Genomic DNA, 13,396 nt, shown 5'->3' with positions numbered 1-13,396 from the left:
CTGGGTGGCGCCTGCTGGCATTGCCAAAACATCGACGCTCCCAATGACTACCGTGTGTCTATTAATTTTTCGAGCTTGTGCTGCGCTGCTGGTCGCTGGCGTATATCCTGTTAAGTCGTCAGCATACGATTCAACAGGGAAGGCAGATTATGCATTCTCCCCATCAACGCGACGCGCATCCACAGCCGGTATGCAGCCGTCGCATCTTTTTGGGTAGCGCTCTCGCTGCGAGCGCTTCTGTCGTCGCCGGCGCACTTGCCGGCTGCCAGCGTCCCTCCACGCTGGAAGTAGTTCAGTCCACGACGGGCGGCGGTCGCGACGACCTGTCCGATTCTGTGATCGGCAAGGATAAGATCCGCATTGGCATGGAGGCGGCCTACGCCCCGTACAACTGGCAGGTTTCCGAGGCCAGCGAGTTCACGATCCCCATCGATAACGTGCAGGGAGCCTACGCCGATGGCTACGACGTGCAGATCGCCAAGATCGTCTGCAAGGCTCTCGGCGGCGAGCCCGTTGCCGTCAAGCAGAGCTTCTCGGGCCTTATCGACTCGCTCAACAACGGCCAGATTGACCTCATCATCGCCGGCATGAGCGCCACGCCCGAGCGCGAGGAGTCCGTCGGCTTTTCCGACCCGTACTTCATTGGCTACTTTGGCCTGTTCGTAAAAGAGGGCTCGCCCTACCAAAACGCCACCAAGCTCAGCGACTTCAGCGGTGCCACGGTGCTCGGCCAAAAGGACACCATGCTCGATACCGTCATCGACGAGATTCCGGGCGTTGTGCACAAGAACCCGGTCGATTCGGTCCCCACGGTGTTCTCGAATCTGCTGCAGGGCACGTGCGACGCCGTGACCTACAACACTGAGAACGAAAAGGGCTATATGGCCCAAAATCCCGGTATCGTCCCCATCCACTTTGCCGAGGGCGAGGGCTTTAAGCAGGAGGTCACGGCGAATGTCGGTTGCCGCAAGGGATCGGACAAACTGCTTAAGCTCATCGACAAGACACTCAAGGGCATTAGCCAAGAGGAGCGCGACCAAATGTGGGACGCGTGCCTCGACCGTCAGCCGGCATAGGGAGGCAGCATGAAAGGCATCAATCGTCTGGCCTCCTTTATCAAGGCCGACCACCGTTATGTGTACCTGGGCACGAGCGTTATCGCGGCGCTCGGCTTGGCATTTAGCCAGCGCAACCCCACGCCGCTGAGCTTTTTGGCGCCCACCGGCATCTTCCAAGATTGCCTTTGGGCGATTCTTTGGGCCTGGATCGTCGTGTCGGCGGCAGCGCTCGTCACCAAGGTTATGCACTGGAGCGACTATCGCGAAAAGTCACCGTTTGCATCCGAGCGTTTCCGTCGCGGCGCGCGCCTGGGCAGCTATGTCGTGGTCGTCATCGCGGCGATCTTCTTTGTCGACCGCTGCGTCATGTCGTTTATCGACCTGGTGCAGGTGAGTATTGTCTCGGACTCCAACCCCAGCGACTTTTTGTCGAGCCTGGTCTACATGACCTACAAGAGCGGGGACTTCTTTATCCGCGGCATCGAGATCACCATCGCACTTGCGACCTTCGGTACCGTCATCGCTTTTTTCCTTGCGCTGCTCTTTGTGTTTTTGCGCATTCAGACCTTCGATCGCGTGGACAACGACCTGGTGCGCTTCTTTAAGAGTGTCGGCCGCGGCTTTGCGACCATCTACTCCACCATCGTGCGTGGCACGCCCATGATGGTCCAGGGCCTACTCATCTATTACGCGGGCTTCACCGTTTTGCGCGGCATGGGCTTCGAGACCGCCCAGGCCAACCAGATCTGGAGTACCTTCACTGCCGGCCTCGTCACCATCTCGCTCAACTCTACCGCCTACATGATGGAGGTCCTGCGCGGCGGCATCGAGTCCATCGACCCCGGTCAGGCCGAGGCAGCGCGCTCGCTGGGTCTGTCACAGTGGCAAGCCATGCGCAAGGTCGTGTTCCCCCAGGGCATTAAAAATGCGATTCCGGCGCTCACCAACGAGCTCATCATCAACATCAAGGATTCGTCGGTGCTTTCGGTCATCGGCGTGTTTGACCTCATGTACGCTACTACCACGGTCGCCGGCGTGTACTACCGCCAGATGGAGGTCTACTGCGTGGCGCTCGTGGTCTACCTGATCCTGACGCTCGTGGCGAGCCGCCTGCTCGAGGCCTTTGGCAAAAAGCTTGGCGCCGAGGCCCCGGCAACGCTGCCCAGCTCCAACTAGGCTCAAGACGAGGAGAATCATCATGGCAGATACCGCCACTACCGGCACCGCGGCCGCCGCACAGACCAATGAGCCGCTTATCCGCGTCGAGGGCCTGCGCAAGAGCTTTGGCTCGCTCGAGGTGCTTAAGGGCATCGACCTCGCTGTCAATCCCGGCGAGGTCGTCACCATTATCGGCGCCTCGGGCTCGGGCAAGTCGACCTTCCTGCGCTGCCTCAACCTGCTCGAGACCCCGGACGCGGGCCACATCTGGTTCCACGGCCAGGACCTTACGGCCGAGCGCTGCAATATCAATAAGCTGCGCGAGGACATCGGCATGGTGTTCCAGGGCTTCAACCTGTTCAACAATATGGACGTGCTCGACAACTGCACGCTCGCGCCCGTCACGCTCAAAAAGATGAGCAAGGCCGAGGCCGAGAAGGTCGCGATGGAGCATCTGGCGAGCGTGGGACTCGAAAAGTTCGCGCACGCCGCCGTGGGTCGCCTGTCCGGTGGTCAAAAGCAGCGTGTGGCCATCGCTCGTGCCCTGTGCATGAATCCGCAGATCATGCTGTTTGACGAGCCGACCTCGGCGCTCGACCCCGAGATCGTGGGCGAGGTGCTCGAGGTCATGCGCAAGCTCGCTGCCGACGGCATGACCATGGTCGTCGTCACGCATGAGATGGCCTTTGCCCGAACCGTATCCGACCGCGTGGTCTTTATGGACAAGGGCGTGGTACTCGAGGACGCCGCGCCGGCCGAGCTCTTCGGCAATCCCAAGCACCAGCGCACTCGCGAGTTCCTCTCTCGCTATCTCGAGGACAAATAACCGGCGCAAACGCCTACGTTGCAGGGCCGCTCCCGTGGGGCGGCCTTTGTCGTCACAATCGAAAGGATGTCATGGCCGAGGTTTGGCGCTTCTTTGCGCATGAGGACGATTTTGCCGATATGGACGAGGCCGGCGCGTGCGAGCGCTTGGGCCGCGTGCTGTCGTTTCCGACCATCTCGAGCATGGATGCCGAGGCGGTGGACTGGCAGCCCTTCGACGACCTGCGCGCCTATATGCAGCAGGCCTGGCCGCGCGTGTTTGCGGCGGGCGAGGTCGAGCTTATCGACCACTCGCTGTTGGTGACGCTTGGCGGTTCCGACTCCGCCCTCAAACCCGTCATGCTCATGGGCCACATGGACGTGGTCCCCGTGGTGCCGGGTACCGAGGCCGACTGGACGCACGCCCCCTTTAGCGGACAGGTGGACGACACCTACATTTGGGGTCGCGGCGCTATCGACATGAAGGATCAGGTCGCAGGCATTCTCGAGGCGGTTGAGTATGCGTTGGCGCACGGCTGGGAGCACAAGCGTTCGCTGTTGCTCGCCTTTGGCCAGGACGAGGAAACCACGCAGTACGGCGCTGGAGCTATCGGCCGCGTGCTCGAGGAGCGCGGTGTTGAACTTGAATATCTGATCGACGAGGGTGACTACCGTATTGTTTCGGCTGCCGAGTACAACGCGGGCGAGGGTTGGCTCATGCACGCCGACCTGGCTGAGAAGGGTTATGCCGACATTGTGCTCAAGACAAAGAGCGCGGGTGGGCATTCTTCCAACCCCTACGGCGGCACGTCGCTCGAGGTGTTGAGCCGTGCCATCACCGCAATCTGCGATATCGAGTGGCCGACGCGCGTCACGGACCTGCTTGCCGCACAGCTCGTCGAGCTGGAGCTCTACACGGCCGACGAGATTGCTTCCAACAGGGACGCCATCGTGCGCGAGTGCCTCGCCAGCAAGAAGCTCTATCCGCTCGTGACCACCACCTGTGCACCGACCCAGATCGAGGGTGGCAGCACCGGCGCCAACGTAATGCCGCAGGATATGTGGGCAAACATTAACTTCCGCATGCTCGAGGGCACGAGTGTGGCCGATGTCGTGGCCTGCTGCCGCGTCGCCGTTGCCGAGGCGGGGCTCGCCGACCGTGTCGAGATCGAGCTCGGTCCTGGCAGCTCCGAACCCTCGCCGTCTCCGCGCATCGGCGGACCGGGACTCGAGACCGTCCGCGTCATCGCCGCCCGCTATTTCCGTGATCCAGAGGGGACGGAGGAAAACGGATCATCAGCGGCGGGCGGAGCTCCTATCGGTATCGTTCCCTCGACCGTGATTGGCGCGACCGATGCTGCCAACTACCAGCGCATTTGCCCCGAGTGCATTCGCTTCTCGGCCTTTGTGGTAGACGATGACGAGTGCGAGCGCGGTGTCCACGGCACCAACGAGCGCATCACCCGCCGCGCCTACCTCCAGGGCGTACGCTTTTTCATCGCTCTGCTTCAAACGCTCTAGAATGTGACAAAGCGACAGTCCCTTTGTTAGCCGTTGGGGACGTTCTTAAACGACTAGTCGTTAATGAACGTCCCCAACGGCTATGTCCACTCATTCCGTGCGGGTTATATGCAGGTTTGCCTGCGCACGCTATCATGTATGGGTTAGACCGCAACTATGTACCCCATACGCGAAGGGATGCGCATGTATCTGAAGATCGACATGTTCTAGCCGGGCTTACCCCCGCAGCGGCGCCGCGCGCCCCATCAACTCTGCCGATTTTCACCTTCACGCATATAAAGGAGTCCCGCCATGCGCGACAAGCTCGAAAAGATCATCAAGGCCTATGAGGAGCTCGAGAAGAAGCTTTCCGACCCGGCCGTTGCCTCCGACATCAAGGAGTTCACGCGTCTCAACAAGGAGTACGCGCACCAGTCCGACCTCATCGCCGCCTCGCGCGAGTACATCGGCGCGCTCGATGACATCGAGGCTGCCAAGGAAATGCTCCACGATACGACCGATGCCGATGAGAAGGAGATGCTCCAGATGGACATCTCCGAAAACGAGGCCAAGCTTCCCCAGCTCGAGGAAGACATTAAGTACATGCTCATCCCGAGCGACCCCAACGACGACAAGAACACCATCGTCGAGATTCGCTCCGCCGCCGGTGGCGACGAGGCGGCTATCTTTGCCGGCGATCTGTACAAGATGTATCAGCGCTTCTGCGAGTCGCGCGGCTGGAAGACCACCGTGCTCGACTCCAGCCCCAGCGAGGCCGGCGGCTTTAAGTCCATCGAGTTCAAGGTCGAGGGCGACCGCGTCTACTCCGTCATGAAGTTCGAGTCCGGCGTGCACCGCGTCCAGCGCGTTCCCAAGACCGAGTCCCAGGGTCGCATCCAGACCTCCACGGCAACCGTCGCCGTGCTTCCCGAGGCCGAGGAGATCGACGTTCAGATCAACCAGTCCGACCTGCGCATCGATACCTACTGTGCCTCCGGCCCTGGCGGTCAGTGCGTTAACACCACCTACTCCGCCGTGCGCATCACCCACCTGCCCACCAACACCGTGGTGCAGTCGCAGGAACAGCGCTCCCAGATCCAGAACCGCGAAGTCTGCATGCAGATGCTGCGCGCCCGTCTGTACGAGATGGAGCTCGAGAAGCAGCAGGCGGAGCTCGGTGCCGAGCGCCAGAGCCAGATCGGCCACGGCAACCGTTCCGAGAAGATCCGTACCTACAACCAGCCCCAGGACCGCGTGACCGATCACCGCATCGGCTTCAACTCCACCTACAACGGCGTCCTCCTGGGCGACCAGCTCGGCACCGTCATCGAGGCGCTCGCCGCCGCCGAGCGAGCCGAGAAGCTGGCACAGGCAGTTTAGTGGGTTACGCGGTTTTGCCAAACCGCGTAACGGCTCGACGCTGCAAACGCCCCTAAGCGGCAATCTGACGTTCAATCGTCGGTCGCGTACCGAAGTACGCTTCCCTCCTCTTTCACGTCACCTTGCTCGCTTAGGGGCGCTTTCGCTGACTTATGCTCAACCTGCGGCGCCTTAGATGTAGTCATTGGGGACGTTCTTAAATGACTAGGTTGGGTACATTGCTTTGAGATGTTATTTAATCGGCTTTGATGGCCATTAAGCCGGCTACCTGCTCAAAGAAATTAGCGGCACTCATCTGCTATTGAAAATAATGCTCGAAAAAGCGTCCGAGAAGTCGCGGGGCGATTTTTGATGGGTCGCGCGTCAAGTGATTTGGCAAGTTCTTGGTTAGATATTGGTCAGTTTTGGGGCAACCTTGCCAAAAGCTTGACGAATGCAAATTTAGACGTCAGCGAATGAACACTTTGAGCGAGCTCGGTGCAAAATTCTGGGCTGATTCTCGATAATCGCCTTCAATCGCCCCTTGCCAAGCGCTGGCCTCGCTTACAATCTGCTCCGACATTCGCGCGCCGTCCGGCGCTTAAGAGGGGAGGGCCCCATGGCAAACGAGATTTGGACCATCAAGCGTTGTCTCGAGTGGACCAAGGAGTACCTGGCCGAGCGCGGCGAGGAGCACCCCCGTCTTTCTGCCGAGTGGCTGCTGTGCGCCGCCACGGGCCTGGCGCGCATTGACCTATATATGCGTATGGACGAGACGCTTAACGCGGCCCAGCTCGAGACCATGCATGCGGCCGTTGTCCGCCGCGCTAAGGGCGAGCCGCTGCAATACATCACGGGCAGCACGCAGTTTCGCATGATCGACGTCGCGTGCGCCCCCGGTGTGCTCATTCCGCGCCCCGAGACCGAGATGCTCGTCGAGGAAGTCCTCAATTATCTGGATGCCGAGGTACTGAGCCCCGAGGCCGCTGCCCGTCAGCGTGTTGAGCTGCCTTGGAACGATGAGGTCGAGGAGGCACGCAAGGCCGAGGCCGCGCTGGCCGACGAGCGAGCGACGGCCGAGCGCCGTGCCGCCAACCTCACAGCTGCCGACGAGGCGGCGCTAGGCGGCGATGTGCTGGGCAGTCGCGCTTATGCCGAGGAACTGGCCGATCGCGAGGCCGAGGAAGCCGCCGCGCAGGCAGCAGAAGCCGAAGCCGCGGAAGCCGCCGAGTCCGAGCTCGACGAATACGGCGTCGCCATCGAGGGTGCCGACCAGGAGACGGTTTCAGCTCAGGATGCCGCTGCGCCTGCCCCAGCCGAGCCCCGCACTGCCCGCGTTCTCGAGGTCGGCTGCGGCACGGGCTGCATTTCGCTCTCCCTTGCCTGGGAGCGCCGCGGCCACGTTACCTGCACCGCCACCGATATCGAGTCGCGCGCCATCGATCTGGCCACCAAAAACCGCGACACCCTCGGCCTCACGGCAGATGAGGTTGCCTTTAGCCTCACCAACCTGGTGAGTTCCATTCCCCGCGAAGAGTGGGGCACCTTTGATGTGCTCGTCTCCAACCCACCTTACATCCCGACCGACGTCATGCGCTCGCTGCCGCACGAGGTCAAGGACTTTGAGCCCGACCTGGCGCTCGAGGGCGGCGCCGACGGCCTCGATATCTTCCGCCGCCTGCTCAACGCGGCGCCTTACATGCTGCGCGCCGGCGGCCTGTTTGCCTGCGAGCTCTACGAGGGTACCCTCGATGCCGCGGCCGAGCTCTGTCGCCAGGCAGGCCTTTCGGACGTGCGTATCGTCCATGACCTTACCGATCGCCCCCGCATCGTCCGAGCCATCGTCACCGAGCCCAAGCAGCGCCAGTAATATTTATTAACTGGTTAGCAACAATTATAAATTAGTTTATAATTAGGACGGCTGAAAGAGGTCGGCCCATGCAACCTCCTACCTTTCGGGAAATCATTGCCCTACTCAAGCACGATGGATTCGTGAAGGTCGCGCAAGTCGGTAGTCATGCTAAGTATGTTTCTAGCGATCGTGTTGTCACCGTGAACGGCTCTGGTGGTGATCGACCAAAGAAGGGCACGTGGGCAAGTATTCGTCGCCAAGCTGGACGGTAGTTGGAGGCAAAATGAGGCAGCGATTTACCTATGACTGCGTTCTCATAAAAGAAGACGACGGTTACTGCGCCAGCTTCCCGCAGATTCCCGGCGCCTTTGCCGATGGCGATACGCGCGAAGACGCGATTGCCCATGCCACCGAGGCACTGATGGCGTTTTTGGCCGACGACCTCAACAACGGTTTGACTCCGGCAGGGTACGAACGCTCGGCCGAGGTCGTGGCCCTTTCAGTCGAAATCGACCACGAGGACGCTCGGGAAGCGGCGTGCCGAACATTTAAAGACGCAGCGCTGGACCTCAAAGTCTCCGCTCCGCGGATTACCGCGCTGGTCAAAGCCGGAAAGCTCGATGTTGAACTCGTCGACGGCCGTCGGATGATAACGATAGACAGCATCGAGCGCTACGCCGCCCAAGAACGCCACGCCGGCAGGCCAAAGAAGTTCGTCGCAGTCCAATAACCCCCTCACTTTCACCGACTACTAGAGCCGCTCACCAAACCAACATGCGCTCTGGGCAAATAGATTGAACGTTTCGTGCGAGAATGCCCCACAGTAAACAAACTTGCACCAGAGCGTAAGGGGCTGGCATACACATGCAGACGGTCTATCGGGTATACGAGGGAACGCGCGAGCCGCATCGGCTTGCCGTCGAGCGCACGGCCGAGGTGCTCGGCCGCGGCGGCCTGGCTTTGATCCCGACCGAGACCGTCTACGGTGTCGCCGTGGCAGTCAACGCCTTCTCGGACGCCGTGCCCCAAGATACAAGCGAATTCCCATCGTGGCCGCGCGATCCGCAGGCTGCCGTCAATGGCGCCGCAGTTCCTGCGCTCGGCACCGGCTATCGCCGTATCTTCACTCTCAAGCAACGTGAACTCACGCAAACCGTCGCTTGGCTGGTCGATGGCGTCGAAGCACTCGACCGCTATGGCGTGGATATCCCGGAAGATGCCCGCATACTCGCGCGACGATGCTGGCCGGGAGCCCTGACTATCGTGGTCAAGGCAGCCCCCTGCGTGCCGACCTTTATGCGCGCTGCCGACGACACGGTGGCACTTCGCGCTTCGGCCTCGCCCGTGGTGCAGGCGCTCATTCGCGCCTGTGGCAGCCCCCTTGCCTGCACCAGCGCCAACACGCATGGCGCGCCCGCGCCGGCAAGTTTTATCACGGTGGAGGGTCGCATCCTGGAGGGGGTCGATGTTGCCGTCGACGCCGGTGAGACCCCGTGTCGCGACGCCTCGACCATCGTGTCGTTTCAGCACGGCGAGCTCCAGATCCTGCGCCAAGGCGCACTTCCCGCATCAGAGATCGAACGGGTCCTGTCCGACCCGATGCAATAGAAAGGTTTAAGCGATGTCGTTGAATCTGGGCAGCCTGGGCATGGAAGATGCCTCGTTTGACTTTGGCGGTTCCTACATCATGGCGCTCGACTGCGGCACCACCTCGGTACTTGCGACCATCGTCGACGAGTACGGATGCATCGTCGCGCAGGCACGTCGCAGCGTCAAAACCAGCTTCCCGCGTCCCGGCTGGGTGGAGCAAGACCCCATGGCGGTCCTTGCTAGCCAGATCGCCGTCATGATGGAAGTCCAGTTTAAGAGCGGTATCCACTCCGACCGCATTGCTGCCATCGGCATCTCCAACCAGCGCGAGACCACGGTGGTCTGGGATCGCGTGAGCGGTCAGCCGATCTATAACGCTATCGTATGGCAGTGCCGCCGTACCGCACCTTTGATCGACGAGCTTGTCGAGCAGGGCGCAGAAGGGCTGGTGCGCTCCCGCACGGGACTCACGCTCGACCCGTATTTCTCGGCCTCCAAGGTGCAGTGGATTCTCGACAACGTCGACGGCGCACGCGAAAGCGCGGCGGCGGGCGACCTCATGTTTGGCACCATCGACACCTGGCTCATCTACAACCTCACCGGCGGCCAGGTCTTTGCCACCGACTACACCAATGCCAGCCGCACGGCACTCTTTAATATCCATACGCTCGATTGGGACGACGACCTGCTGGCACTCTTTGACGTTCCACGTTCCATGATGCCCGAGGTTCGCTGGAGCTCGGGCGACTACGGCCGCGTCGCGAGCGACATCATGACCAACATGCCGCCCATCATGGGCGTGGCGGGTGACCAACAGGCGTCGCTGTTCGGCCACTGCTGTTTCCGTCCCGGCCAGACCAAAAACACCTATGGCACGGGTTGCTTTATGCTCATGAACACCGGCGACGAGATCGTCGAATCCAAGAATGGCCTGGTCTCCACCATCGGTATCGCTGCGGACGGCAAAGTCAGCTATGCGCTCGAGGGCTCTATTTTTGCCGCCGGCTCAACGATGAACTGGCTTCGCAACAACATGGGCATCATCTCGAGCGTGAGCGAGTCGGCACAACTCGCCGCTTCGATTAGCGACAACGAGGGCTGCTACTTCGTTCCGGCCTTTGCGGGTTTGGGTGCTCCCTGGTGGGACCCGCATGCTCGCGGTATCGTGTGCGGTCTGACCGGCGCCTCGAGCCGTGCGACCATTGTACGTGCCGCCTGCGAATCCATGGCATATCAGAGCTACGACGTGCTGCGCGCCATGGAGCAGGACGTGGGGCTTTCGATTGAGCGCCTGTCTGTCGATGGCGGTGCCTCGCGCAACGAGTTCATCATGCAATTCCAGGCCGACCTGCTGGATATCCCCGTGCTGCAATGCGAGACGGTGGAGACCACGGCAATCGGTGCCGCGTACTTGGCGGGTCTTGCCGTCGGCTATTGGGAAGACCTGGAAGAGCTGGAGCAAAATGCCCAGATCGTTAGGACCTTCCTTCCCCACATGTCCGCCGAGCGCCGCGAGCAAAACCTTGCGGGCTGGCGTGATGCAGTCAGGCGCTCGCTCAGCACCTCACAGTAGGGCTGCGATGGGCTGCTCGATACAACAAACCGCTAAACTAATGCATGGCGTGCGGCGGCAACATTGCTGCGCGCCTTGTCAGCAAGGCCGTTTTGCGGCCGCAACGAAAGGGGCAATCAACCCATGACCGTCACCTACGATGCGTCCCGTGTGACGCTTGTCGATCACCCGCTCGTCCAGCACAAGCTGTCGATCCTGCGCGACAAAAACACCGGCACCAACCAGTTCCGTCAGCTCGTGCGCGAACTCGCGCTTTTTGACGGCTACGAGGCCATGCGCGACCTGCCTATGGAAGACGTCGAGGTCGAGACCCCTATCACCACCGCAACGTTTAAGCAGCTCGCCGGCAAGAAACTCGCCATCGTGCCCATCCTGCGTGCGGGCCTTGGCATGGTCGACGGCATCCTCGACCTGGTGCCCTCCGCTCGCGTGGGCCACATCGGCATGAAGCGCGACGAGGTCACCCACGAGCCGCACGAGTATTACTGCAAGATGCCCAAGGATATCGACCAGCGCATCTGCCTGGTTGTCGACCCCATGCTCGCCACGGGCGGTTCGGCCGAGATGGCCATCAGCTACCTGCGCGAGCGCGGTGTCAAGGACATCCGCATGCTGTGCATCGTCGCGGCCCCCGAGGGCCTCAAGTCGCTGACTGAGAAGGATTCTGATGTGCATATCTATACCTGCGCCATCGACGACCATCTCAACGAGGCTGCCTACATCGTTCCCGGCCTGGGCGACGCCGGCGACCGTATCTACGGCACGCTCTAGTCGCTGGACTAAGACGACCGCGGCTGCAAATACGAAGAAACGGTGCGCGCGGACGAACAGAAGGCGACCGCGCGCACTCCTGTTAACGGACGTTTTGCCCTGCAGGGTTCGAGAAAAACGTATTACCGTACCTGCGGCATAAAGAAGGTCTTAAGAAAACGAACAGGTGCGTATTAACCGATGCTTTTTCGGTTGTACTTTAGCGATTGGCTCGTACAATAGTCACCAATGTTTGGCGGGAACTGTTCTGTGAAGCGTTAAAAAGGGAAAGTGAGGACGCCAGTGTTTCAGATAGCCGATTTGCTCGCTATCGTTGCAGGTGCCATCGCGGGCGCGATCGCCTTCCTTCCCTTTGTCTTTACGCTCAAGCCGGTTCTTGACGATAGACAGAATGCGGACATGCTCAAGGGTATGGTGAGTCTGGCGGTCTCGGCAATCGCCCTGCTCGTCTTTACCTTGGTTGTGTTTGTGTTGTTCGGAGAGGCATTTCGCATGTTCCTCCTGGGCGAGGCGATCGGCTTCGTGGCCTTTATGGCCGCCTGCACGGTTCGCGTCGCCAAGGCGCTGCGAGATCCTCATGAGGTCGAAAGGTAAGTCGTGGAAATTTTTGAAAAGCTGCCTGATGAGATTAATCATCTGGTCAGCGAGTTCAGCTCCACCCCTGTCGTGGGCGATCTGAGCTGCGGCATCACGCAGTACTCGTTTTGGCTGATCGTCTCCACGATCGTGCTCCTGATCGTCCTGGCCGTGTTCAAGAAGAAGCAGACCCTGGTTCCCAAGGGCTTCTTCGTCAACGGTTTCGAGTACATCATCGAGTACGTCGAGAACGATATCGGCAAGGGCGTCGTGGGTGAGAACTGGAAGAAGCACTTCCCGTTCCTGTGCTCGCTTTTCCTGTTCATCCTGATCAATAACATGATCGGCCTGATTCCGGGAATGAAGCCCGGCACCGGCGCAATCGGCTCCACCGCCGCACTCGCCATTTTCGCCTTCGTGTACTTCATCTACTACGGATGCAAGGCTCACGGCGTGATCGGCTACATCAAGAGCCTCGCCCCGCAGGGCGTGAGCTTCCCGATGAACGTGCTCGTGTGGGTCGTCGAGCTCTTTTCGACCTTCCTGCGCCTCATCACGCTCGCCGTCCGTCTGTTCTGCAACATGTTCGCAGGACACGTGGTCATGGGTTCGTTCGCCATCATGGCGAGCATGTTCATGCAGCCGCTGCTTCAGCAGGTTTCCGCGGCCCACGCCGTTGGCGCCCTGCCTTCGCTAGCCTGGCTTGCCATCCTCATCCTGATCTATGCGATCGAGCTTGTGGTCGGCGCCATCCAGGCTTACGTCTTCACGGTCCTTACCGCCGTGTATGTCTCCGAGGCAGAGGAGGTCGCGGAGGAGGAGTAGCCTTCCGCTCGCGCCTTAAAGGTAAGCAATTCGTTAAACCGCCGGTGCCCGTACCCATGGAGCCCGGCAGTTATAAAAAAGGTTATCCTGCGTGAAATAAGACACGCACGACAAAGGAGGAATCGTGGGAGTTATCGGTTACGGTCTCGGTGTTATCGGCGCTGGTCTTGCTATCGGCCTGTCTGCTCTGGGTGCTACGGGTGCTATGGCCCGTCAGCCTGAGGTCCAGGGCCGCGTGTTCACCGTCTTCATCATGGGCTCCGCCTTCGGCGAGGCTCTGGCTCTGATCGGCTTCGTTGTCGCGCTGATCGTTAAATAGCACGGAGCGTC

General features: G+C 60.6%; 14 protein-coding genes. All 14 read left to right on the top strand.

Annotated features, from left to right (window positions below; translation table 11 throughout):
* Nucleotides 1–149: 149 nt before the first annotated feature.
* The 14 genes from DXC67_RS05735 (at nucleotide 150) to DXC67_RS05670 (ending at nucleotide 13,385) form a co-directional block, all read left to right on the top strand.
* On the top strand, nucleotides 150–1,076 hold the full coding sequence (locus DXC67_RS05735) for a transporter substrate-binding domain-containing protein (protein ID WP_117637677.1): 927 nt from the start codon (nucleotides 150–152) through the stop codon (nucleotides 1,074–1,076).
* 9 nt (nucleotides 1,077–1,085) lie between these two features.
* A complete protein-coding gene (locus DXC67_RS05730; protein ID WP_117637676.1) occupies nucleotides 1,086–2,234 on the top strand; it encodes an amino acid ABC transporter permease in 1,149 nt (382 codons plus the stop codon).
* 22 nt (nucleotides 2,235–2,256) lie between these two features.
* The gene (locus DXC67_RS05725; RefSeq protein ID WP_117637675.1) at nucleotides 2,257–3,042 is read left to right on the top strand and encodes an amino acid ABC transporter ATP-binding protein; all 786 of its coding nucleotides are present in this window, start codon (nucleotides 2,257–2,259) and stop codon (nucleotides 3,040–3,042) included.
* A 71-nt stretch (nucleotides 3,043–3,113) separates the two neighbouring features.
* Nucleotides 3,114–4,541 (top strand): M20/M25/M40 family metallo-hydrolase, encoded by a 1,428-nt coding sequence (locus DXC67_RS05720; RefSeq protein WP_117637674.1) that lies wholly within the window; start codon nucleotides 3,114–3,116, stop codon nucleotides 4,539–4,541.
* Nucleotides 4,542–4,832: 291 nt separating this feature from the next.
* Nucleotides 4,833–5,900, top strand: a complete 1,068-nt coding sequence (gene prfA / locus DXC67_RS05715) for a peptide chain release factor 1 (protein ID WP_055252487.1) — start codon at nucleotides 4,833–4,835, stop codon at nucleotides 5,898–5,900.
* Between the two features lie 598 nt (nucleotides 5,901–6,498).
* Entirely contained in the window at nucleotides 6,499–7,749 is a 1,251-nt protein-coding gene (locus DXC67_RS05710; RefSeq protein ID WP_117637673.1) for a HemK/PrmC family methyltransferase, read from the top strand.
* 68 nt (nucleotides 7,750–7,817) lie between these two features.
* Nucleotides 7,818–8,003: a type II toxin-antitoxin system HicA family toxin gene (locus tag DXC67_RS10815; protein ID WP_117637672.1), complete on the top strand. Its 186-nt coding sequence runs from the start codon at nucleotides 7,818–7,820 to the stop codon at nucleotides 8,001–8,003.
* Nucleotides 7,970–8,461 (top strand): type II toxin-antitoxin system HicB family antitoxin, encoded by a 492-nt coding sequence (locus DXC67_RS05700; RefSeq protein ID WP_147330254.1) that lies wholly within the window; start codon nucleotides 7,970–7,972, stop codon nucleotides 8,459–8,461. Before DXC67_RS10815 ends, DXC67_RS05700 begins: the two co-directional genes overlap by 34 nt.
* Nucleotides 8,462–8,595: 134 nt before the next feature.
* Complete coding sequence (locus DXC67_RS05695) at nucleotides 8,596–9,339, top strand: L-threonylcarbamoyladenylate synthase (RefSeq protein ID WP_089573104.1); 744 nt, start codon at nucleotides 8,596–8,598, stop codon at nucleotides 9,337–9,339.
* A 13-nt stretch (nucleotides 9,340–9,352) separates the two neighbouring features.
* Nucleotides 9,353–10,894, top strand: coding sequence for a glycerol kinase GlpK (gene glpK, locus DXC67_RS05690; RefSeq protein WP_089573103.1), 1,542 nt, complete (start codon nucleotides 9,353–9,355; stop codon nucleotides 10,892–10,894).
* A gap of 123 nt (nucleotides 10,895–11,017) precedes the next feature.
* Nucleotides 11,018–11,665, top strand: a complete 648-nt coding sequence (gene upp, locus DXC67_RS05685; RefSeq protein ID WP_117637670.1) for a uracil phosphoribosyltransferase — start codon at nucleotides 11,018–11,020, stop codon at nucleotides 11,663–11,665.
* 282 nt (nucleotides 11,666–11,947) lie between these two features.
* Nucleotides 11,948–12,259, top strand: a complete 312-nt coding sequence (locus tag DXC67_RS05680) for a hypothetical protein (RefSeq protein WP_117637669.1) — start codon at nucleotides 11,948–11,950, stop codon at nucleotides 12,257–12,259.
* 3 nt (nucleotides 12,260–12,262) lie between these two features.
* Complete coding sequence (gene atpB / locus DXC67_RS05675) at nucleotides 12,263–13,066, top strand: F0F1 ATP synthase subunit A (RefSeq protein WP_022094263.1); 804 nt, start codon at nucleotides 12,263–12,265, stop codon at nucleotides 13,064–13,066.
* A gap of 124 nt (nucleotides 13,067–13,190) precedes the next feature.
* Complete coding sequence (locus DXC67_RS05670) at nucleotides 13,191–13,385, top strand: ATP synthase subunit C (RefSeq protein WP_022094262.1); 195 nt, start codon at nucleotides 13,191–13,193, stop codon at nucleotides 13,383–13,385.
* Nucleotides 13,386–13,396: the final 11 nt, after the last annotated feature.

This window comes from Collinsella sp. TF07-1 (assembly GCF_003437235.1).
In the GTDB taxonomy this organism is placed as follows: domain Bacteria; phylum Actinomycetota; class Coriobacteriia; order Coriobacteriales; family Coriobacteriaceae; genus Collinsella.
This window is presented reverse-complemented; position numbering and strand designations above follow the sequence as displayed.

Bases quoted from the DNA above. Each gene is read 5' to 3' on its own strand.
- DXC67_RS05735 (WP_117637677.1), top strand. From the start codon at position 150: ATGCATTCTCCCCATCAACGCGACGCGCATCCACAGCCGGTATGCAGC.
- DXC67_RS05730 (WP_117637676.1), top strand. From the start codon at position 1,086: ATGAAAGGCATCAATCGTCTGGCCTCCTTTATCAAGGCCGACCACCGT.
- DXC67_RS05725 (WP_117637675.1), top strand. From the start codon at position 2,257: ATGGCAGATACCGCCACTACCGGCACCGCGGCCGCCGCACAGACCAAT.
- DXC67_RS05720 (WP_117637674.1), top strand. From the start codon at position 3,114: ATGGCCGAGGTTTGGCGCTTCTTTGCGCATGAGGACGATTTTGCCGAT.
- prfA (WP_055252487.1), top strand. From the start codon at position 4,833: ATGCGCGACAAGCTCGAAAAGATCATCAAGGCCTATGAGGAGCTCGAG.
- DXC67_RS05710 (WP_117637673.1), top strand. From the start codon at position 6,499: ATGGCAAACGAGATTTGGACCATCAAGCGTTGTCTCGAGTGGACCAAG.
- DXC67_RS10815 (WP_117637672.1), top strand. From the start codon at position 7,818: ATGCAACCTCCTACCTTTCGGGAAATCATTGCCCTACTCAAGCACGAT.
- DXC67_RS05695 (WP_089573104.1), top strand. From the start codon at position 8,596: ATGCAGACGGTCTATCGGGTATACGAGGGAACGCGCGAGCCGCATCGG.
- glpK (WP_089573103.1), top strand. From the start codon at position 9,353: ATGTCGTTGAATCTGGGCAGCCTGGGCATGGAAGATGCCTCGTTTGAC.
- upp (WP_117637670.1), top strand. From the start codon at position 11,018: ATGACCGTCACCTACGATGCGTCCCGTGTGACGCTTGTCGATCACCCG.